Source organism: Microscilla marina ATCC 23134, assembly GCF_000169175.1.
Lineage (GTDB): Bacteria > Bacteroidota > Bacteroidia > Cytophagales > Microscillaceae > Microscilla > Microscilla marina.
In genome coordinates this window covers 25,775-52,735 of sequence record NZ_AAWS01000030.1, presented here as the reverse complement: position 1 = coordinate 52,735, position 26,961 = coordinate 25,775, and the positions used below count along the sequence as shown (strand labels likewise).

Sequence of the window (26,961 nt, the reverse complement as noted above, 5' to 3'; positions counted from 1 at the left end):
CATTTGATTTTGACCTTCATGAAAAAACTCATTAGCTGGATCATTAGACGAGTTCCAAGAAAGTATTTACAAATTATAAGCCCGCTGGCGCTCAAAGTTTTGGCCATATTTTACCGGGGAGATAAGGTACACTGCCCAGTATGCAGCAAAAATTTCAAGAAGTTTCTGCCTTATGGCAGGGGTGAGTCGGCACGAAACAATGCCTTGTGCCCCAATTGCTTATCGCTGGAGCGGCACCGCCTGATGCATTTGTACTTAAAAGAAAAAACCAACTTTTTTAAAGATCAACTCAAGGTATTGCACATTGCTCCTGAAGCTTGCTTTATCAAACGGTTTGACAAAATGCCTAACCTCGACTATATCACGGCTGACTTAGAGTCGCCGCTTGCCAAGGTAAAAATGGATGTACATGACATTCCTTTTGACGCAAGTACTTTTGACGTGGCTTTTTGCAACCACGTAATGGAACACGTAGACGATGACATCAAGGCAATGAGTGAGATTCACCGTGTACTAAAGCCCGGTGGTTGGGCTATTATTCAAGTGCCTTTTATCGCAGAAGGGCTAGAGCTTACTTACGAAGATGCTAACATTATCAGTCCATCGGAGCGTTTCAAGGCTTTTGGACAAGAAGACCACGTGCGCATGTATGGTACCGACTATGGCATACGCTTGCAACAGGGTGGTTTTGAAGTAATAGAAGATGACTATGTGATGCATCTGGACAAGGCATTGGTAGAAAAGTATTCGTTGCCTTCTAAAGAAATTGTGTATTTGTGTAAAAAGGTTTAATTTTTTATTTTTGCTAAGCACTTTCTATATAGCAAGTAGCCACAAGCCTTGAATGCCAATACATATTGGTATAATTAACGATAATAAAAATAAGGCTAACTCACTCATCATAAGCTAACAATAGCTACTTGTTAGCCGTATTTAATGCTGTATTAGTACTTATTTGCTTTATCTATTACAATCATCTTACAATCTCACAATTTAGGAACAAGTATATGAGGTTAGTTGCCAAAAAAATAAACGAACTAGTGACCGAAAATTATGTATACGCTGCCGTATTACACTATTTTGGCATTGAGTTCTACAATTACTCAAACGATACGCTTGCTCAGGTTTGTAAGGCGAGAAATCTCAACGTAGAAAAGGTAGTGAGTAGCCTTGAGGCTATCCATCACCAGCCTAAAGAACTTCCTCTCAATACTTACCCGGCAGACTTGGTGATTGAGTACTTGCGTCACGCCCATTATGTGTTTATCAACGAAAAGTTGCCTTATATGGCGTCGTTGATTGAAAACCTTGACCCTCAAAAAATAGGAAACGCTCATACTATTCGCGATCTTCAATTACTCTTTCCTTTATTTACCGAAGATTTCATTCATCATATCCACGAAGAAGAAGATACTTTTTTCCGATATGTTATGCTATTGATGGGTGCCTCTCAGGGGCATTACAACGCCAGCAAGTTGCATTATGAAATGGAGAAAAATCAAGTGCATTTGCTTGCCATTGAGCACGACACCCACGACGACGAAATGAAGGGCATCAGAGATATTACCAATAACTACTACCTTGACCAAAACGCCCATTTACACTTGAGGGTGCTTTTTATGGAGCTACAGGCTTTGGAAAAGGACTTGCAGGTACATGCCAAAATAGAAAATCAAATTTTGTTTCCCAAGGCATTACAGCTGGAGCTAAAGGTAAAACAAATGCTTAAAAAACGCCATCACTATAACTAAACCCTTGATTTTATGCCCTCCAGGGTTATATAAATGAAATTAACTATTGAATCGCGCGCTAATCAGTAGAGATTTGTCTAATTTTGCCTAATGACTAGGTTTATACCTGATAAGTAGCAGCAAGTAATGAGCTATAAGCCCTTAGATACCGATGTATATCGGTGCTACAAGTAAGAGCCACTTGCTCATCATAAGGTAGTTACACCTACTCATTAGGTATATTTAATGCTACCTTGGTACTTACTATAAAAAAACAATACCAATCATTATGAAGCATAGCTGATTTTATATGATTGGTTCAAACCTGCTTGTAGCTCATTACCTACAGTTGTTTATGTCTAAATTAAGCAGCAACAAGCTATAAGCAATCAGATATAGTTAGTTTATAATACGACAATTATGTCTATTTATTAAATGTATTTAATTCTGCATTAGTACTTAAATTATTGATATGCCGCGTATTGTTGCCATTGACTATGGAACCAAAAGAGTGGGATTGGCGGTGACTGATCCACTCAAAATTATTGCTACTGCCTTAGACACTGTCCACTCAAAAGATGTCATCCAGTTTTTGAAAGACTACCACGAGCAAGAAGGCATTGAGTTGTTTGTAGTAGGCATGCCCAAGCGATTGGACGGCACCGAAAGCCACGCTACCAAACACGTAGAAGCTTTTCTTAATTTACTCAAGAAAAATTTCCCGGACACGGACATAGAAACCCACGACGAACGGTTCACTTCTAAAATAGCCCTCAATGCAATGATTGCTGGGGGTACTACGAAGAAGTATCGCCGCGAAAAGGGCAACATAGACAAGGTGAGTGCGGTAGTAATATTGCAGTCTTACCTGGAGAAAATGCAGCTGTGATAGTTTAAATGGTTTGATGGTTCGCAAAGCGGGGCTTTTACAATTTTCAATTAAGAATTAGGAGTGTACGTGGGTCCAACTGATCATCAGTGAATTATGTCAGGAAAATAAACTTTGTCAATAAGATTTTCCACTCAAAAAGCATTTAATTCACGCTTGTTTACTCTTCATAAGGGCAAACACCCCGATAAATCCCGGACTTTCATTGTATTACAGCAAGGGGGTTAGACATACATCAGCATCTAAGGATTTGCCCTGTGGGGGCTATGGACTAAAGCACCCTCATAACTTTCGGTCAAACAAGAGCCAAGCAAACCACAAAAACTATTGACTATGGACTACTAATCTATCGACTAAAGTATAAGTAATAATAAAAATTTTGATATAAGATGATTTATCCGATTGTGGCTTACGGTGACCCCGTATTGAAAAAAAAAGCCGAGGAAATAGCACCAGGTACTGATGTGAGTGAACTGGTAGAAAATATGTTTGAAACCATGTATGAGGCGCATGGCGTGGGGCTGGCAGCTCCGCAAATAGGCAAAAGCCTGCGTTTGTTTGTGATTGACCCTGAGCCAATGGATGAGGCGCTACAAAACATGAAGATGACTTTTATTAACCCGGTGATACTGGAAGAAGAAGGTACCGAATGGGTATTTGAAGAAGGTTGTTTGAGTATTCCTGACATAAGAGAGAATGTAAGTCGACAGCCTAAAATTCGTATCAAATACTTTGACCTCAACTGGAAAGAACACGAAGCAGAGTATGATGGTATGGCGGCAAGGGTGATTCAGCACGAATACGACCATATAGAAGGGGTATTGTTTACCGATTACCTTTCGGGCTTTAAGAAACGTTTGCTCAAGTCGCGCCTTACCAAAATAAGCAAGGGTGATGTACGGGTTGATTATAGGATGCGTTTTCCTGCGGCAAAAAAATAAATGTGCTGTATCATAAAGAATTGACCAACCGTGGGTGTTACCAACATCTGCGGTTTTTTTTTGCCGATAGCTTCACAGCTTATCAATATACGTCGGCATTCTGCACTGCCATTGTTATACAATTTTAGCATCCCTGCACCAGCTTTTTGATCTCCTACCAATGTGCAGTGGTGAAAGCACTTACTTGATGAAAAAAAATATCAAGAAATGATTTTATTATAATTGACTGATTCTCACAATTGAGCAAATTGAATGTGCGCTCAGGTCGGTTGTAAATGATGGACTAAATGCGGCAGGCTATTGATTATTTGAATAAAATAATTCTATCTTTGCTGCATTATTTTTAACGAGTCTAAATAAGGATAGCACAATGCAATTGATTAAAGTATTACCCCTGCTGGTATTTGTAATGTTACTCAATGCCTGCAAAAAAAAGGAAGAAACTACTCCCCCTACCCCTGACGCTACTCAGGTGGCTGAGGTATTGGAAACTTATGCCAAAATAGCTCACCAGAGCTATAGTGATAGCTACGACAAGGTGGTAGCACTCAAAACAAGCATTGACGCTTTTGTAGCCAACCCCGACCAAGCCAAGTTTGACGCTGCCAAGCAAGCCTGGAAAGACGCCCGCGAACCTTATGGGCAAACCGAGGTTTTTCGTTTTTACGAAGGGCCTATCGATAACTCTGCTACTGGTCCGGAGGGGGCGATCAATGCCTGGCCATTGGACGAAAACTTTATAGATTATGTAGCCGGCAATGCCACGGCTGGTATCATCAATGATTTAACCCAAACCATTGATGCTGCTACATTGAGAGGCAACAACGAAAAAGGGGGTGAAAAAAATATCAGCATTGGCTACCACGCCATTGAGTTTTTGTTGTGGGGACAAGATACCAACCCTGGCGGCGACTACAGCAACGCCGGCCAACGTGCTTTTACTGATTATACTACGGCTACCAATGCCGACCGACGCAAAACATATTTGCACGTAACGATTGATTTATTGCTCGAGGACTTAAAAACAGTGAGAGATGCCTGGGCAGAGGGTGCCAGTTACCGCACTAGTTTTGTAGCAGATGGCAACAAGTCGATAGTAAGAATTTTGACCGGAATGGGTAGCTTGTCTGAAGCAGAACTTGCCGGAGAGCGTATGAAGGTAGCTTTGTTTAACCACGACCAGGAAGACGAACACTCTTGCTTTAGCGATAATACTCACCGTGATATAGTAACCAATGCCCAGGGAATTTATAATGTATACTGGGGTACTTATGGCAGTGTTACGGGCAAGGGCATTGCCTCCTTGGTAGAAGTAGTCGACAAAGAACTGTATGCCCAGATAAAAACCGAACTGGAAGCTACCAAAGCAGCTACACTGGCTATTCAGGCGCCCTTCGACAAGGAGATAAGCCAAGGCAATACAGCTGGAAACCAACGCGTAGAGGTGGCGATCACGGCTCTGAGAGCCCAAACCCGTTCTATTGAGTCGATTGCTCAAAAGCTCAACTTAGGTAACCTTACGCTGGAAACGTCTGACGCTTTGAAATAAGGTTATAAAGCAACAAGTAATGGTACCTGCCAGGTTTCAACACCCTGGCAGGTATAAGCCTGTCGTTTTTTTGTTTGATAGCAAAAGCCCAATAACTACTTTTGTTTGTTGCTAATTGCTGGCTACGCTTTTGATTTCAATAACTGCCAATTCCCTACCAATGACACATATAAGATTCCTTACGCTTTTTCTTAGTTTACTGGCTTACTGTAGCGTAGTTTTTATCAGTTGCCAGTCAGAAACAGAAATGTTGATGCCCGAAGAAAACGAAGAACTTTCGGGAGGCGAAACTACGGTTTTTGCCAGCAGCGCCAAGGCTTTTGACAAGTCGGTGCGTAACCTCAGCAATGAAAATTTTGATCATTTTTTTGTAGGCAACTCCTTTTTCCGCAACCCTTGGGTATCGGCGCCTGCCTCTACTACCGCCCGCGATGGCTTAGGGCCTTTATTCAATGCAGTGTCGTGTGCAGGGTGCCACGTAAACGACGGACGAGGTACACCGCCTGCTCCGGGTGGGGTGTTTGAGTCTATGCTTATCAGGTTGAGCATTCCGGGGCAAACCGAACACGGAGGACCTCTGGGCGACCCTACCTATGGCAACCAGCTCAACAACAAGCATATATTGGGGGTAAAGGCAGAAGGCAATGTAGCACTGAGTTATGTAGAGGTGGCGGGGAAGTTTGACGACGGCGAAACCTATACCTTGCGCAAACCTGTGTATACCTTCAAAAACCTGGGCTATGGGGCTATGTCGCCTCAAATATTGTTTTCGCCCAGGGTGGCACCTATGATTCCGGGGTTGGGGCTACTACAGGCGATCAACGAAATAGATATTTTGGCACAAGCCGACCCCAATGACATCAACAAGGATGGGGTGTCGGGCAGACCCAACTATGTGTGGGATGTGGTGAAAGAAAAAAAGACACTGGGCAGGTTTGGCTGGAAAGCCAACAAACCTACGCTAAAACAACAAGTAGCGGGGGCTTTTCTGGGCGATATGGGCATTACTTCGCCTTTGTTTCCTAACGAAAACTGTACTTCGGGGCAAACCAACTGCCAACAGGCGCCCAATGGAGGTAGCCCTGAGATAAGCGCCGAAAACCTGGACGCGGTAACGGCTTATAACCATTTGGTGGCAGTACCCGCTCGCCGCAACTGGCAAGATGGTGAGGTGCTTAAGGGCAAGGCATTGTTTCGCAAAATTGGTTGTATGACTTGCCACACACCCAAGTTTACGACTGGTACTCTTAGGGGCTTTCCAGAACTGTCGGGGCAGGTCATTCGCCCTTATACCGATTTGTTGTTGCACGACATGGGCGATGACCTGGCAGATAATCGCCCTGATTTTGAGGCAACGGGTAATGAATGGCGTACTCCGCCTTTGTGGGGCATTGGCTTGGTACAAACGGTAAACGGGCATACCAATTTTATGCACGATGGGCGGGCACGCAATTTACAAGAGGCTATTCTTTGGCATGGTGGCGAGGGTGTCAAGGCGAAGGAGGCTTATATGAAATTGTCGAAAGGTGACCGTCAGGCGGTCATTAAGTTTTTGGAGTCGCTTTAGAGTTTAGGGCTCTGGGCTACCAAAGACTCAAGTCCTTAGATACCGATGTATATTGGTGCTTTAAGCAGTAAGTTTCAAGTTGAAGGCTGTTCTACAAGTTTCCGTGGTTTTATATCACCTTGATTTTTGGTGATTTATAAAATCCGCAAACAGAAGCTGCTACGGGTAAATTAGCCATTTTATAAAAGGTCTCATGGTTGCCTTTCTTTCACTCTACTATTTGCAAATATAATAAAAACAAAAAACTATGGGCGATTGATAGTCTATAAAATAACCTGATGAAAAGAAATACACTGCTTTATATATATTGCTTATTGGGCTTGCTGGGCTGCATTAAACAAGAACAAGAAAGTTATAACCGTCAGCTCATTCTGGAGAATGTGGGGAATAATATCATTGTTCCACAATTGAATGCTTTGCAGCAAGAAATGAGCACTTTGGTAAAGGCTGCCCAGGCTTTTGAAACCGAAACCACTGCCGAAAACCTGCAATTGGTACGCAATGCCTGGCAAGCCGCAACATTGCAATGGGAACGCTGTGCTTTTTTTAACTTTGGGCCTATCAAAATGCAGGAAACCAGTCTCAAAATTGACTTTAACCCTGCCCGTACTCACATCATTGAGAGTGTGCTGGGCGATGCTGACATCACGCTAAATCAAGCATATATGGCTACACTAGGGGCTGCCGCTAAGGGGTTTCCAACCATCGAGTTTTTGTTGTTCGACCGCGAAAAAACGCTGGAGCAAATGCTTGCCCTGTTTACTACCGATGCTCAAGCCATTCGCCGAAAGGCTTATGTAAGGGCAGCAGCACAAAACATTGAAGTACAGGTGACAGCAGTAGCACAGGAGTGGGCAAACAACGGGGGCAATTATCTCCAGACTTTTATTAAAAATAGTCAGGGAGGCAACGATGCAGTCAATACACTTGCCAATAAAATGATTGAAACGGCAGAAATTGTTGCCAATACCAAACTGGGCGCGCCGCTGGGGGTGCAGCTCAAAGATGGTACTCCTCAACCCGAAAAAACGGAGGCTTGGCGTAGTAAAACTTCGTTGGCACATTTGGTCGCAAACCTGGATATGATGACAATGGTTTTTAAGGGTGATTCGGGCGATGGTTTTGATGATTATCTCAATGCACTGAAAGCGTCGGGCAGTGGGCAATCGCTTGCCAATAGTATAGTGGCGCACATTGCCAAAACCAAAGAGGCGGTGCTTGCCATTCAACCCACTTTGTATGAGGCTGTAAGTGCCGACCAAACGCAGACAAAGGCAGCTTATGCCCTTGCGCGTGAGTTGGTGGTGCTTATCAAGGTAGACATGATGAATGCCTTGGGGGGAATTGTGACGTTTAATGACAATGATGGGGATTAGGGCTTGGATAGCCTCAAGGTACAAGCGACAAGTCCCAAGCTTGGGGCTATAGTAGCTTCCATCTATTGACCTCATAAAACCCTAAAAATAAACGTCTTATAAAACCGATAAGTTTTGCTTGTAGAGCAGCGTCAAACTTGAAGCACCGCTATGCATCGGCATCTAAGGACTTGAGCCTATCAATGCTAAAAAACTATGAATACTTTGCGCTTTAACCGCCCGGTAGACAATGCTATTTTGGGTGTTTTCAGGATTTTTTTTGGTAGCTTAATGTTGGTCAGTCTTGTACGTTTTGCGGCCAAGGGTTGGATCAAAGACTTGTACCTGACACCAAAGTTCTTTTTTACTTTCGAGGGGTTTCATTGGGTGCAACCCTTACCAGGCAATGGTATGTATTGGTTGTTTGGTGGGCTTATGGTACTTTGTGGGTGCATCATACTGGGCTTGTTTTACCGCTTGAGTATGGGGCTGTTTTTTTTGGGTTTTACTTACGTAGAACTCATCGACAAAACCAATTACCTCAACCACTATTACTTTATCAGTGTATTGAGTTTTTTGCTCATCTTTTTTCCCTTACATCATCGTTTTTCGCTCGACCGACAGTGGTTTGCCCAACTGCGCCAGCAAACGGTGCCTTTTTGGTATGTGGCTGCGTTGCGTTGTCAAATTGGGCTGGTGTATTTTTTTGCCGGAGTGGCCAAGCTTAAGTATGATTGGCTGGTACACGCCGAACCGCTCAAAACCTGGCTTGCCGTGCGCACCAACTACCCGTTGGTGGGTGCCTGGCTCCAATATGATTGGGTGCCTTACCTGATGAGCTGGGCGGGGGCTTTGTTTGATTTGAGCATTGCTTTTTTGCTTGCCTGGCGGGTGTCTCGCCCGGTGGCTTATGGGTTGGTAGTGGTGTTTCACTTGCTTACCTGGCTGTTGTTTAACATTGGCATTTTCCCTTGGGTAATGATGGTGAGTGCTACTGTTTTCTTCTCTACGGGCTTTTACCAAAAGCTTTGCTCATCGCCTGCATTGGTGCCAGACCGCCCCTTTCCTGCGCTACCTTGGCGCACTCGGTTGATCAAAGGCTTTGTGGCGTTTTTTTTAATAGTTCAATGTTTGCTGCCATTGCGACACTGGTTGTACAAAGGCGATGTGCTTTGGACAGAAGAAGGGTTTAGGTTTGCCTGGAATGTGATGTTGATTGAAAAAACGGGCTTGGTAAGTTTTATGGCTTATGACCCACAAACCCAACAACAATGGGAGATTTTACCGGGCAAAATGCTGACGCCTTTGCAGGAAAAAATGATGGCTACCCAACCCGATATGATCTTGCAGCTGGCGCATCACTTAGGCGAACAACTCAAACAAGAGGGGCACCCAAAAATCCAAATCAGGGCAAAGTCATACCTGGCATTTAATGGTAGAAAAAGCCAGCCTTACATTCGCCCTGAGGTAGATTTGATGCAGATAAAATGGCAACAGCCTCGCAATGAATGGCTGTTACCTCTTTTGTAATTTTTATGATTTTTAGCAAAAAGCGGCATTGCATGATCAATAGTCCCTAGAGCCTTGTTAGGGCTCTGGGCTAATCACTTTTCGCTTGTCGCTTAAAGCTGTAAGTCCCTACTCCTTCACCAACACCTTGTCTCCTACCCTTATAGCAGGCTTGCCTTGTTGGGTAGTAAGTTGTATCTTAAGTTGGTTGCTTTCCGCAAAAAAGGCGTGCTTGCCCTGATAATCAAACTTTTTGGTCATACCAGCTTCGTTCAATACCCTCACACCAATTAGTCGATTTCCTTTCCAGGTATAGAAAACATAGTTATTTCCCTTTGCAAAAGCGAACCTTGCTGCACTTAAGTAATACTTCCCTTTTTGGCGTGCCACACTGCCCAACACCTCCACCGCTTTTATTTTGCCCAGACGTTTTTCTCTGCGTTCAAGGCTGCGTTTTATTTGACTTGCTATTGCTGCCTCTGACCCTTCGAGCATATACTGATGTTCTATCTTGGCATATTGGGCATAGTTGTGCTTGAGCAAAGTGTTACCAAGTACACTTATTTTTTGGTTATAAGTAGCCGCTACCGAGGCTTTGTCGGCAATAGACCCCGAAAACAACTGGTACAAAGCCGCCTGGTGAATGGGCACTTCTAACTGACTGTTGGCATTGAAACGCACCTTAAATTTTTCGCCGGAAGGCAAGCGATAAGCCCCCTGGTAGCGCTTCGCCAGTTTTTCGTTCATTGTTTTAAACTCGCCGTGCATGATACGGTCTATTGGGTGCGCATAAGGGTCAGCACTTTTACCATAGTTGGTGGCTACAATAATGACCAAGTCTTTGGCAAGATAATACCCCATAAAAGCATTAAAAAAACCATTACCTCCATTGTGCCACACTATTTCCCGTCCGGGTTTGGGTTCGGTGCCCCAACCATAACCATAGTGTCCGCCTCCGTCTTTTATATGCTTGGCAATGTATTTTTGGGTGGCTTCTTTTGACAATACAGTGTTGTTTTTGATTGCCTTATACCACTTATGTAGGTCGAGCACGGTAGACATAATGCCCCCGTTGCCCTTAAGATGGTAGGTAACGCCCTGGTTGTAATGAGACTTGAGGTGGGTACTGCCCCAACGGTTGCCATTGCGATAACCCACTACTATATTTTTGGTGCTCCAGGTGGGCAATCTATACCCAGTTTGGGTCATTCCGGCAGGGGCAAATATTTTTTTGTGTAAAAACTGCTCATACTCCATTCCGCTTGCTTGCTCTATTACCATTGCCAACAGGCTATAGCCCACATTGCTATAGGCAAACGAGCCAAACGAATCGCTTAGTTTTTTGGTAAACAATCTTTTCAGGTAAGCTTCTTTACCCAATACCTCTTCGTCGGGACCTATGCCACCGGGCAAGCCTGCGCTATGGGTAAGCAAATGGTGTAGGGTGATTTTGTGCATGTGGGCGGGCAGGTTGGGCAAGTATTTCGTCAATACATCAGAAGTTTTCAGTTTGCCTTCCATTTCCAATTTCATAATGGCTGCTCCAGTAAACTGCTTGGTAATAGAACCAATGTCAAATACCGAGTTTGGGTCAAAGGCAAGGCGCTTTTCGCGATTGGCAAAGCCATACCCCTGGCTAAAAATGATTTTGCCTTTATGTGCTACCAAAGCCACCCCCGAAAAGCCTTCTTGATTAGCTTTAGTCAGGTATTGATCAATGGTACGGGCGTGGTTTTGGGCTTGCAATGTACTCAAGGCAAACAGTGCCATTAAGAAAATACAAAGATTGAATAGGGTGATTTTTTTCATGAATTTATGTTGATTGGTTGTTTAAAGCCATTTCAGCTTTTTTAATTGGCAGCAATGAAGGCAACTTGTGGTAGTATAAAAAACTCAATACAGCAACGTACCAATATTTTTGATGTATGGTGCCATTGCTGGTAACAAAGCGGTTTTACAGCATGATGCGCTGTTGGTACAATAAACCCAGGCGTTGATCAAAAAAACAGTTGGTCATAATAGGTGGGTGGTGGGTTTTGTCTAACTTCGAGTAGTTCTATACTAAACCTCCTTGCATGAAACCTCAAAAAATAATTACTATAGTATTGCATGGGCTTTTTTGGCTTGCGATTTCTTTTTTTTACTACAGCTTTTCATCCAGCAGGTTAACCTACACCGACAAAAACAGTATTTTTCAGGATGTGCACTATACCGATCTCCAGTTTTTTATTCCCCTACTCATTGGCAACATCTTTAAGGCAATACTGTTTTATGGCAACTCTGAAGTGTTGATGAAGACTTTTCTGCAACAAAAACGGTACTTTAGTTACTTGGTCAACTTTGTGGGCTTGGTGGTGATGTGTTATGGGATAGAGATAGGAGTAGATTATTTTTTGGTACAGGTAGTCCCTCCTACTATGCCACAAGATGCCTACCCACCTAATCACTTTCAAGGCATAGTGTCTCTGCAGCCCGCTTTTTATCTCATATTTATTATTACCTCGTTTGGGGCTCGCTTTACGCAAGACTGGGTGCAGCACGAAACCGAAAAGCAATATTTGCAACAATCCAAGCTTCAAACCGAGCTTAAGTTTTTAAAGTCGCAGATCAACCCCCATTTTTTGTTCAATACCCTCAACAATTTATATGCTTCAGCGCTAAGCGATGGTTCGGAACGAACAGCAGAAGGCATTGCCAAGTTGTCGAAACTGATTAGGTACATGTTGCACGAAAGTAATGTAGATAGAATAGCCCTGGAGCGCGAAGTGGCTTATATTGAGACTTATATAGAGTTGCAGAAACTGCGGTTTGCCGGAAAAAACAACACAGTAAACATTAACTTTGAGGTAGAAATAGATGCGCCTGCATGCCTAATTGCCCCTATGTTGTTGATTACTTTTGTCGAGAACGCCTTTAAGCACGGCATTAGCAAACAACAAACATCGTCGATTAGCATTGAGCTAAAAGTAAGCAATCAGCAATTGAGCTTTCGGGTAGAGAACACGGTAAATCCGTTTGCCAACAATCAGTTAGAAGAAAAGTCGGGCTTGGGACTCAAAAACGTTCAAAGACAACTTGAGTTGCTGTATGCTAATAAGTATACCCTCGAAGTAGTGCCTGACAAAGAGGTTTTTAAGGTCAACCTGGTATTGACGTTGTAAACAGAGACCATCGTTATGCCTCAAAACCGGATATATCTTTAGTTAGACCCACCAGGTGTAGAAAATCTGGCAGGTCTGGCAACTTATGCTTTTATAAAACTATTCTCCCACCATTACAAAAGCTCCCCAATAATACGGGTGGCTATAATCCTTTCTTATTTTTAGTTGGGCTTTCTGAAAAGCCTGCCGTTTATTACCCGACTTAAGCCACTCTTCATAAAAAGCATTCATCAACTTTTGGGTTGCCTCATCGCTCACCTTCCATAAACTCATAAGCACGGTACGCGCCCCAGCTATTTTCAAAGCTCGCTGCAGCCCATATACCCCTTCGCCACTTTGTACCTTGCCCAGCCCGGTTTCGCACGCTGACAACACCACCAAATCGGTTTCGTCAAGCTGTAAATTCATTGCCTCATAAGCTGTCAGCACCCCATCATCGGTATTGGGTTTTTCGGTTGCCTTAAAATAATCTGTCACTCCGGCAAGAATCAACCCCGAACGCAACATAGGGTCATTGTCTATTGGGTTACTGCCCTTTTTCTTCTTTTTCTGGGCTTTTATTTTTACCCCACGTGCACCCTGTGCTTCATCGGTAAGCGAAGGGATAAAAAAACCATGGGTGGCAATATGCAAAATATCAGGGTTTTTGATCGTTTTCAGACTGTCTTCAAGGGCTTTGTTACCCAAATGCACCTTTGTGTTCCAGGCTTGTCGTCTTAGTACCTTTTTTATACCAGCTATTTCTACTGCTGTACCTGGCAAGTCGGCAAAAAAAGCGTACTTCAGCCAGGAGTCTTGTTGTTCATCCAGGTTATTTTTTTTCTTCACCATATTTATCTTGCCTTCCGGCTTAATATAGTATTTGGGGTGTCCTAACAATACCGCTTGCTTGTGGGTAGTTGTACGCTTGCCAAAGCCTAGTATATCACGGGTATTGGTCACCATCGCTACCTCTAGTTCGTCCAGTACATACTTGTTCGTTTCGAGATTTTGGAGCGTATTCAGGTTAATTTGATTATACACACCATCGGGCGAAATATATACCTTTTTTACCCCCTTGAGCACCTTACGAAAAGATTGCCAAAACATTTTGTAAGAGTAACGGTCTCTGCGTTTAAAGCGAATGGCATTTTTATAATACGCTACATAACGGGTTTCTAATTTTTTACCATTGCGAATGGTCAAAAACTCTGGATGATCTTTAGTCTCAGGTTTTATCACCAGCACGCTGTAGTAAACACTGTCTTTACGCGTACGCAAACGTATCATTTCTATAGCTGCTTCGCCCGGTTTCAAACGCTTTTGCACATCGCGCCAAGTGGGTAACGAAGGGTTATAAGCCCCACGAAACCCCTCGGCTTTGGCAGACAACTCACGCTCTAACGAGTTGGCCTTTGCTTCCAAGGCTTGTACATTAATGCCCTTGCGGTTGAGCGCAGCATCGCCCAGGTTATATAAATTGGCAATCTGTTCTCTCACCTTTTGCCATTCATTGTATTTGGCAATCAAAGCCTGGTTGCCGCTTGCCATAATACGGCGCCGTACCTTAGAGGTAGCGTTCAAAATAAGGGCTTTGGTAGCCAACTGCAAGTTATACGCATCGCCCAATACTGGTAACTTGGTTTGCCCCTTTGACAACCGCAAGCCTGACGAATTAAAGGCGAAACGCATAAAACCATCTATAAAACGCTTATTGACTTCATAAAACTGTTTTTTTTCATCTTCGCTCAAAGAAGAAAAAGTTTGGTCAATTTGTCTGAGTACAATCTTCACTGCCTTGCTAAAGTACTGCTCGGCTTGGTCAAACTTACCCTGGGCTTCCAAGAAAACCCCCAAATTACCCAAAGCTGCCGCATAATCGGGGTGATTGTCGCCTAGTTTTTCTTTAAAAATATCTATAGTTTGTTTATACGCCTGTTCTGCCTCAGTCAACTTACCCAACTCTTCATAAAACACCGCCAGGTTGTTCAACGATGCCGCATAAGCTGGGTGATTATTGCCCAGCGTTTTTCCTCTGATCTCAAGCGCCTTTAAGTAATATTCTTCGGCTTTTTGTTTGTTGCCCTCGTCGCGGTACAAACCCGCCAGATTGTCTAAAGACGATGCATAGTCGGGGTGTTGCTTGCCCAGCTCCGCCTGCCGAATAGTCAACGCCTGGGTATACAGTTTACGTGCCGCTGCTTTTTTGCCTAATTTACGGTATAGCCCCGCCAGGTCGTTCAAGGTAACTGCATATTCAAAATGTTGTTCACCCAGTGTTTTTCGTCGAATATCGAGCGCTTGTACATACATCTTTTCGGCTTCCTGATAGCGCCCCATTGTTTTATACAAGTTGCCCATACCGTTTAGTGTAGCAGAATAAGCGTAAGAGGCAACGCCCGGATTTACCTTACGTAGCTGCTTTGCCTTCAAAAAACTTTGTTCGGCTTCGGTGTATTTCCCCATTGCCTTAAATACTACCCCCAAGTCGTGCAGCGCGCGGGCATATTCGGGGCTATTGGCTCCCTTTATTTTTTTCTCCAGTTTCAATGCCTCCTGGTAATTTTTCAGAGCTTCGTCGTAGCGCCCTGCCTGCTCATACATCTTGCCCGACTCATCAAGCGTTACCGCATATATTTCACTATTACGCCCATACTTTTGTCGGCTCAACCGCAACGATGCCGAATACAGCGAGTCGGCAGTAGTATAGCTGCTCGACTCTACATAAGAGGCTGCCAAAGAGTTGAGAAAATAAATATAACTTTCATCGCGTTGGGGATACACTTTTATACACTGGGCAAAGCGTTTTTTGGCTTCAGCTATTTTACCCTGTTGGTAATAAATTCCGCCCAGGTTTCTTAAGATATTGGCATACACATCTGGCATTTTACGCAATACACTCGCGTTTTTTTCCAGCTCCTGCAATAGACTAAAAGCACTATCCAACTTGTTTTCTTCGGTAATGTACAGCATTGCCAGGTCATACGAAGTAAGCAAATAATCGCGGTGGTTGGTACCCAATGTTTGCGCCCTTCCTTTGAGCACTTTTTTATACACTTGAGTAGCTTCTTTCAATCGGTTTTGGGCATCATACATCTCCCCCAGGCGATTGAGCGTGGTCAAATACTCTTTGTGTAATGCTCCCTGGGTCTTTTTTTGATAATCCAGTACCGTTTTGTAATACTTTTCGGCTTCGGTAAACCGTTTCAATGTCCAATAGATATTCGCTATGTTTCGAATGGTGGTCATCTCGGTGGCTTTATCATTGCCTTTCTGTCGAATCTCTAGTGCTTGTTTGGCATGAGCAAGCGCTTGTTGATGCTTGCCCATTTTAAAATACAACTTGGCAAGGTCATTCAACGATTCGGCGTATTTGGGCGAGTTTTTGCCATAAGCCTGTGCTCTGATCGTTTGCGCCTTTTTCATCATTTGTTCGGCTTTGTTGAGCTCATTTTTCAGCTCATACAGCTTGCCAAAGTCGTGCATTGCCTGGGCATAATCAGGGTGTTGCTCGCCCACGTCTTTTTTCAACTCAGTAATGGCTTCTTGGTACAGTTTTTCGGCCTCATCATAACGATCTTGTACCTCTTTGAGCACTGCCATACTTGCCAAATACCTGCCGTATAAAGGGCTTTTGGTAGCTTTGAGCAATTGTACTGTTTCATTGTACAAGGGATCTGCCTTGTTGTACTTGCCTACCGCAAAATAAATTTCGGCAAGGTTGCCCACCGCTCTTATGTATTGGGGGTTGCTGTTTTTTACGGTCGCTTTATAGGTTTGCCATATTTTTTCAAACAAAGGCATTGCTTTTTTATAGTCTCCTTCCTGGTTGTACAAAAATGCCAATCCTTCGAGGGTATTCAAGTAGTCGGGGTGTTGTTCGCCTCTGCTTGCTTTTTGAATGGCCAGTGCCTGTGTATAGTATTTTTTCGCTTCCGCAGGTTTGCCCAAATCCCGGTTGAGGTTGGCCAGGTTATATAAGGTAAGTGCATATTCGGGGCTTTTCTCGCCCAGGGCAGTTTTCTGGCTTTCGAGCATTTGGGCATAAATTTTCTCTGCCTTGGCCATTTTTTTAGTTTGAAGATAAAGCCTTGCCAAACGTCGTTGGGTTTTAAAGTAACTGGCTGCTTTGCCTCCCTGTAGGTTTTTTCGTATTGCCAGCGACTGTTGGTACATTTGTTCTGCTTTGTCGTACTTTTTTACTGCCTGATAAAACCCAGCTACACTATAGTAAAAAGAGCCCAGTTGTTTAGAGCCTTTTCCTAATACGCCCTCTATGCCTGGTAGCATTTCTTCGGCATATTTCACGGCAGTAGGATATTTTTTTTGCTTGGCAGCTTGTACCATGTCGTTGTACAGCTTCTGATAATCTTTTTGTTGTGCCTGGGCTGTGTACATACCTGCCAGCCATAGCAACATCATCATAGTGAAAGCCCTCATCCGCATCATAATTTGTTGTTTATTGTTATATGAGTATATTGTTTTATTATTTGAATAGGTGTGATTGGATGGATAATATAGCAAGAAAGTATTTGTAAGACTAACAACGAAATTAACAATTTTCATTACATCGCCAAATACTCGTTAAACCCTGAGTTTGCCTGTTTGATATAAAAAAAACCAGGGCTAATCTAACTTAACATCCATTTAACAGGACACATTTAAAAATCCCTGTATTTTTGCTTCACAAATAAAGGCTTCATTCATCAGCCCAGAACAACTATCTAATAATCAATAAATTACTTAAACTCAGCCGTGGCCTTTAGTTTGGCTTACTTTCATTATACAAACACTAAAACACCAAAGGCTTCAACATAAACAAACAAGTTACACCATGCAATTACATCAAATTGATTTTGCCCAAACAGGCGTATTCTCTGACACTTTTGTAGACTATATCACCGGAAAAGACGCCCTGAAGGAGTTTTATCACCAATTGCCCCACATCGAAAACTTCGAACAGCAAATCGCCCTCAAAAAAACGTTTTCGGCTGACACCCGCCAAGTACTACACAAGGCACTCACTCAACAATACCAACACGTGCCTGCTCCCCCTCAGGCACAAATAGATGCTTTGCTTGAAGACAATACTTTTACTGTAACTACCGGGCACCAGCTCAACCTTGCCACGGGACCTTTATATTTTGTGTATAAAATTGCGGCAGCAATTAATACTGCCAAAGCCTTGAAAGCCAAATATCCAGCGTACAACTTTATACCTGTTTATTGGATGGCGAGCGAAGACCACGACTTTGCTGAAATCAATCATTTCAATTTGTTTGGCAAAACCTACACCTGGAACACTGACCAAACAGGAGCCGTGGGGCAGTTTAACCCCGAAAATGTAGCCCAAATATTTGAAAAAATCAATGAGCCCAAAACAGATTTATTTGCCCAGGCTTACGCTCAGCACTCATCGTTGAGCGACGCCACCCGCTACCTGGTGCACCAACTATTTGCCAATACTGACCTGGTTATTCTGGATGCTGACCACACTGGACTCAAAAAGGTTTTTCAGCCCATTATCAAAAAAGAGGTACTGACCCCGGCATCTTTTGACATTGTGCGCCAAACCAGCGAAAAACTAGACCAACTCAATTATAAAACTCAAGTAACCCCCCGCGAAATCAATTTCTTTTACCTGGAAGGCAACACCCGTGAACGCATTGTTCGAGAGGGCGAAGAGTTTAAGGTCTTGAACACCGACTTGAGCTTTTCACCTGCCCAAATGGAAGCACTCATTGAGCAACACCCTGAAAGGTTTAGCCCCAATGTTATTTTGCGCCCCTTGTATCAAGAGTGTATTTTGCCTAACCTGAGCTATATAGGTGGCCCAAGCGAGCTTGTATACTGGCTACAGCTCAAAGGGGTGTTTGAACATTTCCAATGTCCTTTTCCTTTGTTACAACCCCGCAACTTTGTGCTTTTTGTTGACCACATCAATCATAAGAAAAAGGAAAAGTTGGATTTAAGCATTGCCGACTTATTTTTAGACGAGGTAACATTGCGCAAAAACTTTGTCCTCAAAAACTCAGAAAACGAACTTAAGCTCGACCAAGAGGTAGCAACCCTCAATCAAGCGTTTGCCAGTGTGGTGCAAAAAGCCCTAGAAGTAGATAAATCATTGGAAGGTTTTATTAAATCGGAGCAGCAAAAAAGCCTGAAATCGTTGGGCAATATAGAGAAAAGGCTCAAGAAGTCGGAAGAACGTAAATTGGAAACTGAAATTAATCAACTACTAAAATTGAAAGAAAAATTGTTTCCAAATGGAGCCCCACAAGAGCGTAAAGACAATATTTTGAGTATTTATGTCAATAATCCTGCGTTCATTTCTCAAATATTAGAAAAACTAAACCCGCTTAGTTTTCGTATGAATGTGTTATTGGAAAGCTTTTAAAAACCTGATAAATGCAGGTATTACAAATCAATCGTTTCGTCTAATAAAAAAGGCATAATCTATAATTTTGTTTGATTATGTAAAATTTTTCAAAGCGGAATGAGTTACTTAAGAAAATCCAGTGAGCCATATCATTTGATCTTTTAAAAAGTTTCGATGATATGGGGTTTTTCAAAAAATATTATACATTTGTAAAGTAAGCTTTTATGAGATTGATTTATATTTTTTGTTTAAATCTCTAACAGATCAATTGTTTTACACAAAGAATAAAAACAAAGCATTTTTGACATAATTCTACTAAAAAACCAAAATTATTATGATGGTCTTGAATCTAATTCTGTCGTTTTTTCTTTCATTCACCAATGTTTCACCAACTACGCCAGTAAAGGCAGAAGCTGTAAAACCAATGGCTTGCAATACAAAAGCTTTTACTGACGCAGCAATCAGCAAACTACCAAGAGGTTATACTTTCTTAAAAGCTTACCCGATTGATGGTAGAGGTGGATCAAGAAAAACGATTAAGTACTCATACATTTTCAGTAAGAACTCTACTTACACTGTGAGACTAAAAAATAGTCACCCAAAAAATGTAGGAGTAATTGTTTCGATTATGAACTCTAGAAGAAAAAAAATAGCCTCAAGCTATGTAAAAGGTAAATATTACCCAGGTTTAGGGTATAAGTGTGGTGCTACTGGTATCTACTACATTACCTTTAGATTTGATGGCAAACACGATTATTGCGCAGGAGGTGTATTGGCGTTCAAACGTTAATCAACTCTGTTAAATATATCACAACTTTATTCAAAGGCTTTCTGAATTTTTATAATTTGGAAAGTCTTTTTAGTAATGGATAAAAAATAACCGCCAAACAGACGTTTTATTTTTCAAACATTATTTAGTAACATATTCGCAATAACTGTCTGATTTAGAATAAATCCCCTTTACTAACTTTTGTTATTTTTATCAGCCGTAGCGCTGCTACGCCTTCAAAAAATGCCGCAGTTAGTTTCGGGTATATATCCAAAATTCGGAAACTTATTTTGAACATTGTTACTTAGTACACTGTAAATTAAGTAAGTTGTTATTTAGTTCGAGTTTATTTTGTTTGATGGCGATCTTTACAAATAGAGCATAGCCAAAGCTACGCGATTTTTGTAAAGAGAAGTCAGAGGGCAAAAGAAGCCGAAAAAAGCATAAGATATTTATTTTACAGTGTACTTAGTCTCAACAAAAAACAAAGCTACTCATGATCTTCAGTTTCTTACTCGCTTCGTTAATGTCTTGGTTCCACCCATCACCTACTCCGGTAACCAACGCTCCCTGCTCAGCCAAGCAAATTGTACGCAAGGGTATTAGCAGTCTACCCAAAGGTTTTACCTTTCTCAAAGGATACCCTGTCAATGGGTTGGGTGGTAAAAAGAAAAAAATTGAATACTCTTACATTCTTAGTCGTAACTCAAAATACCTTATATCGCTTGCCAGAAAAGGCCGCAAAAACGAAGGTTTAAAAATTACCTTGCTCAATTCACGTAAAAAAGCCATTGCTACCAGTTATGTAGAAGGCAAGTATTACGATGCTATTCAATACACTTGCCAACGTACTGGTATCTACTACATTCGGTTTACTTATGATACCAAGAAAACCTCTGACTATTGTTCGGGTGGGGTGTTGAGTTTTAGGAGATAAGTTATAGGGGCTAGGAGCTAGGGACTGGGTTCTTGGTTTTCCTTCTTTTACATCAAAAAAAAGCTCAGTTGTTTTAATAACAGCTGAGCTTTTTTTATATAAATATTTCGTATCGACTATTTCTCTTCTTTGATCGCCAATTGTCCACAGGCAGCGTCAATGTCTTTGCCTCGGCTACGTCTCACGTTTACAATCACCCCTTTGCCTTCCAGGTATTTGGCAAACTTAGCCAACTTGTCTTCTTTAGTATTTACAAAATCTGCCTCTGCAATGGGGTTATACTCTATAATATTTACTTTGCAAGGCAAATGACGGGTAAAACGATATAGCTCTTCAGCGTCTTTGAGCGAGTCGTTAAAGTTATGAAAAACAATGTACTCGTAAGTCACCCGGTTTTTGGTTTTCTGAAAGTAGTATTTCAAGGCATCGCGCAAAGCTACCAAGGTGTTACTCTCGTTAATAGGCATTATTTCGTTGCGCTTTTCATCGTTGGCAGCGTGCAACGACAAAGCCAGGTTAAATTTCACTTCGTCATCGCCTAGCTTTCTAATCATTTTGGCAATGCCTGCAGTAGATATTGTAATTCGCTTAGGCGACATATTTAAGCCTTCGGGCGAGGTAATGTGCTCTACTGATTTTAGTACGTTGGCATAATTGAGCAGAGGTTCGCCCATCCCCATATATACTATATTGGTGAGGGGTTGTTCGTAGTTTTCTTCTGCTTGTCGGGCAATGGCCACTACCTGATCATAAATCTCTCCTGGCTCCAGGTTACGCTTGCGCGACATATAACCTGTAGCGCAAAACTTACAGGTAAGCGAGCAACCCACTTGCGACGACACACAGGCGGTCATTCGGTCTTTAGCCGGAATGAGCACTCCTTCTATGATATGATTATCGTAAAGTTTAAAGGTAGACTTAATTGTTTGGTCATTACTAATTTGTTGTTGGTCTACTGTCAATGCAGTAATGTCGAAGTGTGCTTGTAACATTTCCCGCAGCTTGAGCGACAGGTTGGTCATCTCCTCAAAACTGTTTGCCGACTTTTGCCACAGCCAGGCATATATTTGTTTGGCTCGAAAGGCTTTTTCACCTTTACTTGCCAAAAAGCTGCTAATATCAGCTACCGAAAATTTTCTTATATCTTGTTTTTGGCTTACTGTCGCCATCATCTTAGTCTTTTAAAGGGTAGTGAGGGCGGTTCAGTTGCCCCGAATGTTTGTAACTGCAAAGTTCTATAAGTTTAAGGGGATAAACAAATTTAGGCAACGACCTTCGGTATATAGCTTGTAGCAAAAACAGGAAAAAGCGCTCAACACTCCTGTGCGTAAACGCCCACCCAGTAGAGTAACCTCCCATTACTACCTGTTAATTATTTGTTAAATAATTGATAATCTGCACTTTAACTCATCTATAAAATCAGGCATTTCATAGAGATGTGATTGGGTGATTGGTCTAGAAAATAAGGCTATAGGTAGATTATGCATGTATGAAATAGAGTCATTCACTAGTTTTGTAGAAACGTTGCTTCCCATATATAGCAACCAAATAGACTATAAAATTGTGATTTTTTAAAGATGATGCATGCTTCTATTGAACATTAGTTAAATCCAGGTTATGACACAGGTGTATACCACATTATTTTACAACAGGTAAGTAATACAAATTCAGTTTGTGGTTCGCTCCTATTTTTAACCAAACAGCATACATTCCTAAGAAAACATTTATACCAATGAAAAATTATACCCCAAAAAGTTATACCATGAAAAACCTTCTTATTATCAAACTCTTAGTGTTTGGGCTGATACTGGGCTTTACAAGTACTCAGGCGCAGCAAAAAAAACCTCCTGTCAAAAAAGGGCAAAAAAGGCAAATGCCCGCCATTGGAAAAGTATATGGCGTGGTAAAAGATGCTTCTACCGGAAAACCAGTAGAGTTTGCTACAGTGGCGTTGGTAAACATGCGTACAAAAAAAATAGTTACAGGAGCCATTGCCAATGACAAGGGCAAGTTTTCTATCAGTGAGGTAAAGCTAGGAATGTACCAGTTGAAAGTAAATTATATTGGCTATAAAGTAAAAACCCTGGGCCCCATCAAACTCTTTCCTAAAAAATACCGGGGCGATGGCATAGAACAAAATATGGGGGAAGTGAGCATAGCATCGAGCACCGAAAAGCTGGGCACTGTCACTGTAACTGCTGAACGTGAAACAATGGAGATCAAGGCCGATCGTAAGGTGTTCAATGTAGAAAAAAACATTACCAGTACTGGTGGTACCTCGTTAGATGCGTTGCAAAATGTGCCCTCAGTAGATGTAGACCAAGATGGCAATGTGAGTTTACGCGGAAGCGCCAATGTAACGGTGTTTATTGATGGCAAGCCTTCTGGATTGACAGGGAGTGGGCGCCAGGCTGCTTTGGAGCAAATTCCGGCATCGAGCATCAAAAAAATAGAAGTAATTACCAATCCCTCGGCAAAATATGACCCAGACGGAATGTCGGGTATCATTAATATTGTACTGAAAAAGAACGTATTACGTGGAATGAACGGTTTTGTAAACCTCAATGTAGGTACCAACGACAAATACAGTGGTTCGCTTCGCCTGGGATTGCGTACTGGAGCTGTTAACGCCTATGTAAACTATAGCGGCAACTTGTTCAACCGTTTTATGAACTCTACCAATGTGCGTGAAACTTACAACGACGCCCGTGACACGACTACTTTTTTGAATCAAGTAGGCGATGGTGATATGCAGTTTCATTCAAACTTGCTCAAAGCAGGAATAGACATCAACCTGAACGAAAAAAACACCTTGACTTTTAGTGGTTTGTACAGCATCAGAGGCTTTGGCAGAGACATGATCACTGACCAGGTAAACGAGCAACAAGTAAACGGAGGCAATCGTACTTTTTTGTCGCGCTCATTGCTCAACAATGAGTTGGGAAGTGATGGTAATAATATGGATTTTAACGCTGGCTACAAAAGGTATTTTAATAACCCTGATAAAGTCCTGGCGTTAGACATACGTCATTCGCGTTCAAGCAGCTTGTTTAGTTCAGACCTTGCCCTTGCCCCTCGCAATGAAGATGGTACCCCCACAGGAGGTAATTCGGCATTGACTATTAACGAAACCGACAATAAGTTTAATATCACTACCGCCCAACTGGATTTTGAGTTGCCAGTAAATAAAAGCGTAAAACTGGAAATGGGACTCAAAACCACTATAAGAAATATATTCAATGGTTATTCGGTGTTGAACGATGCCACCGGAACGGGCAACTACATCCCAGACCTTACTCAAAACAATGATTTTCGTTACGATGAGCAAGTACACGCCGCTTATGGTATCTACAATCATGAATTGACCAAAAAGTTAAGCTTTCAGGTAGGTTTGCGAGTAGAACAAACCATGTCGGATGCGGTAGTTGAAAACACTGACCAAAGCTACAAAAACGAGTTTTTAAATATGTTTCCAAGTGGTTTTGTAAGCTATAAAATCAGTAAGCAGGGAACCTTTACTGCCAACTATAGCCGACGTATCAACCGCCCCCGTACCCGTGCCCTCAACCCTTTTATTATCAGAATAGATGCCAACAACCAGTTTCAGGGAAACCCAGCCTTACTGCCTGAGTTTATCAACTCTTATGAGTTAAGCTATACCCATACTCACAAAGGCATCACCTTGAACATGACCACTTATTTTAGAGACATTCGGGGCAATATTCAACGTATTTTGTTGGAAGACAACGTCAATAATATCATTACTCGCTCGTATGACAACCTGGAGTCGGGGCGTAACTATGGCATAGAGGGGGCTTTTAATATGCGGGCGACCAAATGGTGGAATTTTACCCTGAGTGGTAACTTCTATAAAACCGAAATTGATGGTTCGAACCTTGAAAATGAACTCAATAACGAAGCATTTAGCTACCAAACCAAGCTGTTGAGTAACTTTAAATTTAGCTCTAAATTCAACGCCCAGGTTACCGGGCGCTACCGTGCTCCTATTGTATTGGCACAAGGCGAAATGGAAGAAGTATATTCAATAGATGCCGCCATTAACTATAAAGTACTGAAAGGCAAGGGCACCCTGGGGCTAAGAGTAAGCGATATATTTAATACTCGCCGTTACGGCTTCCTTACCAATGGCACCGACTTTATGCAGGTGGGTAATTTTAAGCCAGAAACCCGCATTGCATTTCTGAGCTTTTCTTATCGTTTTGGCAAAATGTCGATGGATGCCCGCAAAATGCGTGAGCTGCGCAAAAAACGTCGAAAGCGTAAAAAGAGACGTGGCAACAATGTGCCTAATGTAGATGGGATCAACTAAGGAATATACAAAAAAGAAATTTTTATCAGTGTTAATTTAGATGTACAAGGGCAGCAATTTTTAATTGTTGCTCTTTTTTATTACTGATTTTCAGCAAGTTATATTTTATTTTAGTAAGAATCTATCCTTTTTTATCCATTTGTCGGTTACAACTTGGGTATATATATGCATAACCTAAGGAAAGTAGGTGAACAAACAGGGTGACGCATAAGTCACCACCTTTTATAATAAGAGTTATTTGGTTGAAACATACGCGTTTTATGTACAATCCAAATAACTCTTTATACAATAAGTGATCAAACTTTAATTAACTAAATATTGGCTACAGCACCCACCTAAGCAAATGCTCATTGCCAGCTGCTGGCGCACGCGTCCCCGCGTGTGTTCCTAACACATCAAGATCAAATAACTTTAAAAGGTGCTTATTTTCAACTTAAGGTATTGTTTATAAAGCATTCAGCTAAAAAGTTAGGTTGACGCCTATGCGAACTTGATTTGGGGAAGCGAAATAGTGCTTTACTTATGTAGTGTCTGGAGTACTGGCTACAGCACTCACCCAAGTAAATGCTCATTGCCTCTCACAATAACAATGCAGGCACAGTTTTCCTGCTCAGGATTTGCCTCTTTAATAGTACCACCCATGAAACCTCACCCCTTTTGCCGAACTAAATGATATAGCGGGGGCGGGCAAATGAATCATATTGACAAAAAAAATCAAACTTTTTAAAAACTTACTTTTAGTTTTGATGGCTGTAAGGTCGAGGTCAAGCGAAAGGTAAAACTGACGATAAGGAGGAAGCCCTGCGTTAATGTTTTGATAGTCGCGGGCAAAAATCATATTTTCGGCACCATAGCCTACTGCCAGGTTGAGCCATTTGGGATAGCGGTTGCCTTTTGGCAAAAATTTGTCAACGTCTATCGAAAGCCAAAAAGTTTGCCCATTATAGTCTTTCAATATTTCTTCAGAAAACGATTTGCCCAACAGCTCGGGGCGTTGATGGGGGTATTTGGTACGGTGAAACGAATACTTGGGATGGATGCGGGTTTCGCCCCATAAGGCGTGTTGCCCATACAAAAACATAGCGCCGCTGGCATTGGCAAAAAAATCGCTGAGTGAAGCACCATAACCCGCCGAAAACCCATCGAGAATCTCTATTGGGGTCATTACAACAATGCCCATGATGGCTCCCCAAAACATCGACTTTTTTTCTGACAAGCCTGTCCAGCGAAAAGCCCTGGAAGCCCCCAGGCTAAAATGATAGGTACTGTAAAAATGCCCTACTTTATCTACTTGTTTCCACTCCTGGCTATCATCAAACCAATGGAACGACTGTTTGGGAGAATTTTTGTACCAAACCTCATTTAAGCCCACCAAACCAGCCCCATACAATACCGAGCTGCCCACAATAAGGGTACGTAACCGTGAACGGTTTACTTGGCTGCTGTCTTTGTTGGAGACAACGGGCTGCGCCTTTACAAAAGAGTGATATAGTAGAAAGATAGCCAGCAACCCGATGTATTTGACTGCCTTTGCCATGTATATTGTATTTAGTTGGTAGCGATAATAAGGTTCTAGGGACTAGGTGTTAGGTACACCCTGTTTAACTGCGTTGAGCTCATCACAGCAAGCTGCTGTAGATTCGGTTCACAGGTAGCTAACAAGTTCATAGCATACTTATTTTCAACCAGTTAGAATCCTAAATAGGGACTAGGTACACCCTGTTCCAAAGGTAGCTGTAATAAAACAGAGTGTACCTAGTGAAAGCCATGCCAACATTCCGCTTGCGGGACTTCCAACTATCAAGCTTGTAAATAACTTAAAATCAATATTTTACAAACTTGATAACTCCCTATAGAATAGGGAAT

17 protein-coding genes are annotated in these 26,961 nt (G+C 42.2%); 13 read left to right on the top strand and 4 right to left on the bottom strand.

Translation table 11 applies throughout. The features are described 5' to 3' along the window. Positions 1-18 precede the first annotated feature (18 nt). The 8 genes from M23134_RS23675 (at position 19) to M23134_RS23640 (ending at position 9,561) form a co-directional block, all read left to right on the top strand. Positions 19-792, top strand: coding sequence for a class I SAM-dependent methyltransferase (locus M23134_RS23675; protein ID WP_002700279.1), 774 nt, complete (start codon positions 19-21; stop codon positions 790-792). A 215-nt stretch (positions 793-1,007) separates the two neighbouring features. Further along, the gene (locus tag M23134_RS23670) at positions 1,008-1,751 is read left to right on the top strand and encodes a hypothetical protein (protein WP_002700278.1); all 744 of its coding nucleotides are present in this window, start codon (positions 1,008-1,010) and stop codon (positions 1,749-1,751) included. Positions 1,752-2,202: 451 nt separating this feature from the next. Further along, positions 2,203-2,619, top strand: coding sequence for a Holliday junction resolvase RuvX (gene ruvX / locus M23134_RS23665; protein WP_002700277.1), 417 nt, complete (start codon positions 2,203-2,205; stop codon positions 2,617-2,619). A gap of 389 nt (positions 2,620-3,008) precedes the next feature. Continuing rightward, positions 3,009-3,560 (top strand): peptide deformylase, encoded by a 552-nt coding sequence (gene def / locus M23134_RS23660; protein WP_002700276.1) that lies wholly within the window; start codon positions 3,009-3,011, stop codon positions 3,558-3,560. Positions 3,561-3,930: 370 nt separating this feature from the next. Next, the gene (locus M23134_RS23655; RefSeq protein WP_002700274.1) at positions 3,931-5,109 is read left to right on the top strand and encodes an imelysin family protein; all 1,179 of its coding nucleotides are present in this window, start codon (positions 3,931-3,933) and stop codon (positions 5,107-5,109) included. Between the two features lie 160 nt (positions 5,110-5,269). Continuing rightward, on the top strand, positions 5,270-6,676 hold the full coding sequence (locus M23134_RS23650; protein ID WP_075164068.1) for a di-heme oxidoreductase family protein: 1,407 nt from the start codon (positions 5,270-5,272) through the stop codon (positions 6,674-6,676). 278 nt (positions 6,677-6,954) lie between these two features. Continuing rightward, a complete protein-coding gene (locus M23134_RS23645; protein WP_002700270.1) occupies positions 6,955-8,052 on the top strand; it encodes an imelysin family protein in 1,098 nt (365 codons plus the stop codon). 195 nt (positions 8,053-8,247) lie between these two features. Continuing rightward, entirely contained in the window at positions 8,248-9,561 is a 1,314-nt protein-coding gene (locus M23134_RS23640) for an HTTM domain-containing protein (RefSeq protein ID WP_002700268.1), read from the top strand. Positions 9,562-9,669: 108 nt separating this feature from the next. Here M23134_RS23640 and M23134_RS38790 read toward each other — a convergent pair whose 3' ends face one another. Next, positions 9,670-11,349, bottom strand: a complete 1,680-nt coding sequence (locus M23134_RS38790; protein ID WP_002700266.1) for a serine hydrolase domain-containing protein — start codon at positions 11,347-11,349, stop codon at positions 9,670-9,672. A 266-nt stretch (positions 11,350-11,615) separates the two neighbouring features. Between M23134_RS38790 and M23134_RS38785 the strand changes: the two genes are divergently transcribed. Beyond that, positions 11,616-12,701 (top strand): sensor histidine kinase, encoded by a 1,086-nt coding sequence (locus M23134_RS38785; RefSeq protein WP_002700264.1) that lies wholly within the window; start codon positions 11,616-11,618, stop codon positions 12,699-12,701. Between the two features lie 99 nt (positions 12,702-12,800). Here the strand turns inward: M23134_RS38785 and M23134_RS23625 are convergent, their stop codons facing one another. Then, positions 12,801-17,120: a CHAT domain-containing tetratricopeptide repeat protein gene (locus tag M23134_RS23625; RefSeq protein ID WP_198145081.1), complete on the bottom strand. Its 4,320-nt coding sequence runs from the start codon at positions 17,118-17,120 to the stop codon at positions 12,801-12,803. 394 nt (positions 17,121-17,514) lie between these two features. On the opposite strand from M23134_RS23625, the gene bshC reads away from it, so the two are divergent. From bshC to M23134_RS23610, 3 genes are all read left to right on the top strand, one after another. Continuing rightward, a complete protein-coding gene (bshC, locus tag M23134_RS23620) occupies positions 17,515-19,077 on the top strand; it encodes a bacillithiol biosynthesis cysteine-adding enzyme BshC (protein WP_002700262.1) in 1,563 nt (520 codons plus the stop codon). Positions 19,078-19,393: 316 nt separating this feature from the next. Then, entirely contained in the window at positions 19,394-19,849 is a 456-nt protein-coding gene (locus tag M23134_RS23615; protein ID WP_053337369.1) for a hypothetical protein, read from the top strand. A 475-nt stretch (positions 19,850-20,324) separates the two neighbouring features. Further along, positions 20,325-20,765, top strand: a complete 441-nt coding sequence (locus M23134_RS23610; RefSeq protein WP_053337368.1) for a hypothetical protein — start codon at positions 20,325-20,327, stop codon at positions 20,763-20,765. Between the two features lie 116 nt (positions 20,766-20,881). On the opposite strand, the gene rlmN is transcribed toward M23134_RS23610, so the two are convergent. Further along, positions 20,882-21,934, bottom strand: a complete 1,053-nt coding sequence (gene rlmN / locus M23134_RS23605; RefSeq protein ID WP_002700258.1) for a 23S rRNA (adenine(2503)-C(2))-methyltransferase RlmN — start codon at positions 21,932-21,934, stop codon at positions 20,882-20,884. A 563-nt stretch (positions 21,935-22,497) separates the two neighbouring features. Here rlmN and M23134_RS23595 point away from each other — a divergent pair. Beyond that, positions 22,498-25,095 carry a TonB dependent receptor gene (locus M23134_RS23595; RefSeq protein WP_045114204.1) on the top strand — a complete coding sequence of 866 codons (2,598 nt, stop codon included), beginning with the start codon at positions 22,498-22,500 and terminating at the stop codon, positions 25,093-25,095. 625 nt (positions 25,096-25,720) lie between these two features. Here M23134_RS23595 and M23134_RS23590 read toward each other — a convergent pair. Next, entirely contained in the window at positions 25,721-26,632 is a 912-nt protein-coding gene (locus tag M23134_RS23590) for a DUF2279 domain-containing protein (protein ID WP_002700254.1), read from the bottom strand. Positions 26,633-26,961 lie beyond the last annotated feature (329 nt).

What these genes read in the sequence shown, in the direction of transcription:
- M23134_RS23675 (WP_002700279.1), top strand. Translation starts at nt 19, where the DNA reads ATGAAAAAACTCATTAGCTGGATCATTAGACGAGTTCCAAGAAAGTAT.
- M23134_RS23670 (WP_002700278.1), top strand. Translation starts at nt 1,008, where the DNA reads ATGAGGTTAGTTGCCAAAAAAATAAACGAACTAGTGACCGAAAATTAT.
- ruvX (WP_002700277.1), top strand. Translation starts at nt 2,203, where the DNA reads ATGCCGCGTATTGTTGCCATTGACTATGGAACCAAAAGAGTGGGATTG.
- def (WP_002700276.1), top strand. Translation starts at nt 3,009, where the DNA reads ATGATTTATCCGATTGTGGCTTACGGTGACCCCGTATTGAAAAAAAAA.
- M23134_RS23655 (WP_002700274.1), top strand. Translation starts at nt 3,931, where the DNA reads ATGCAATTGATTAAAGTATTACCCCTGCTGGTATTTGTAATGTTACTC.
- M23134_RS23650 (WP_075164068.1), top strand. Translation starts at nt 5,270, where the DNA reads ATGACACATATAAGATTCCTTACGCTTTTTCTTAGTTTACTGGCTTAC.
- M23134_RS23645 (WP_002700270.1), top strand. Translation starts at nt 6,955, where the DNA reads ATGAAAAGAAATACACTGCTTTATATATATTGCTTATTGGGCTTGCTG.
- M23134_RS23640 (WP_002700268.1), top strand. Translation starts at nt 8,248, where the DNA reads ATGAATACTTTGCGCTTTAACCGCCCGGTAGACAATGCTATTTTGGGT.
- M23134_RS38790 (WP_002700266.1), bottom strand. Translation starts at nt 11,349, where the DNA reads ATGAAAAAAATCACCCTATTCAATCTTTGTATTTTCTTAATGGCACTG.
- M23134_RS38785 (WP_002700264.1), top strand. Translation starts at nt 11,616, where the DNA reads ATGAAACCTCAAAAAATAATTACTATAGTATTGCATGGGCTTTTTTGG.
- M23134_RS23625 (WP_198145081.1), bottom strand. Translation starts at nt 17,120, where the DNA reads ATGAGGGCTTTCACTATGATGATGTTGCTATGGCTGGCAGGTATGTAC.
- bshC (WP_002700262.1), top strand. Translation starts at nt 17,515, where the DNA reads ATGCAATTACATCAAATTGATTTTGCCCAAACAGGCGTATTCTCTGAC.
- M23134_RS23615 (WP_053337369.1), top strand. Translation starts at nt 19,394, where the DNA reads ATGATGGTCTTGAATCTAATTCTGTCGTTTTTTCTTTCATTCACCAAT.
- M23134_RS23610 (WP_053337368.1), top strand. Translation starts at nt 20,325, where the DNA reads ATGATCTTCAGTTTCTTACTCGCTTCGTTAATGTCTTGGTTCCACCCA.
- rlmN (WP_002700258.1), bottom strand. Translation starts at nt 21,934, where the DNA reads ATGGCGACAGTAAGCCAAAAACAAGATATAAGAAAATTTTCGGTAGCT.
- M23134_RS23595 (WP_045114204.1), top strand. Translation starts at nt 22,498, where the DNA reads ATGAAAAATTATACCCCAAAAAGTTATACCATGAAAAACCTTCTTATT.
- M23134_RS23590 (WP_002700254.1), bottom strand. Translation starts at nt 26,632, where the DNA reads ATGGCAAAGGCAGTCAAATACATCGGGTTGCTGGCTATCTTTCTACTA.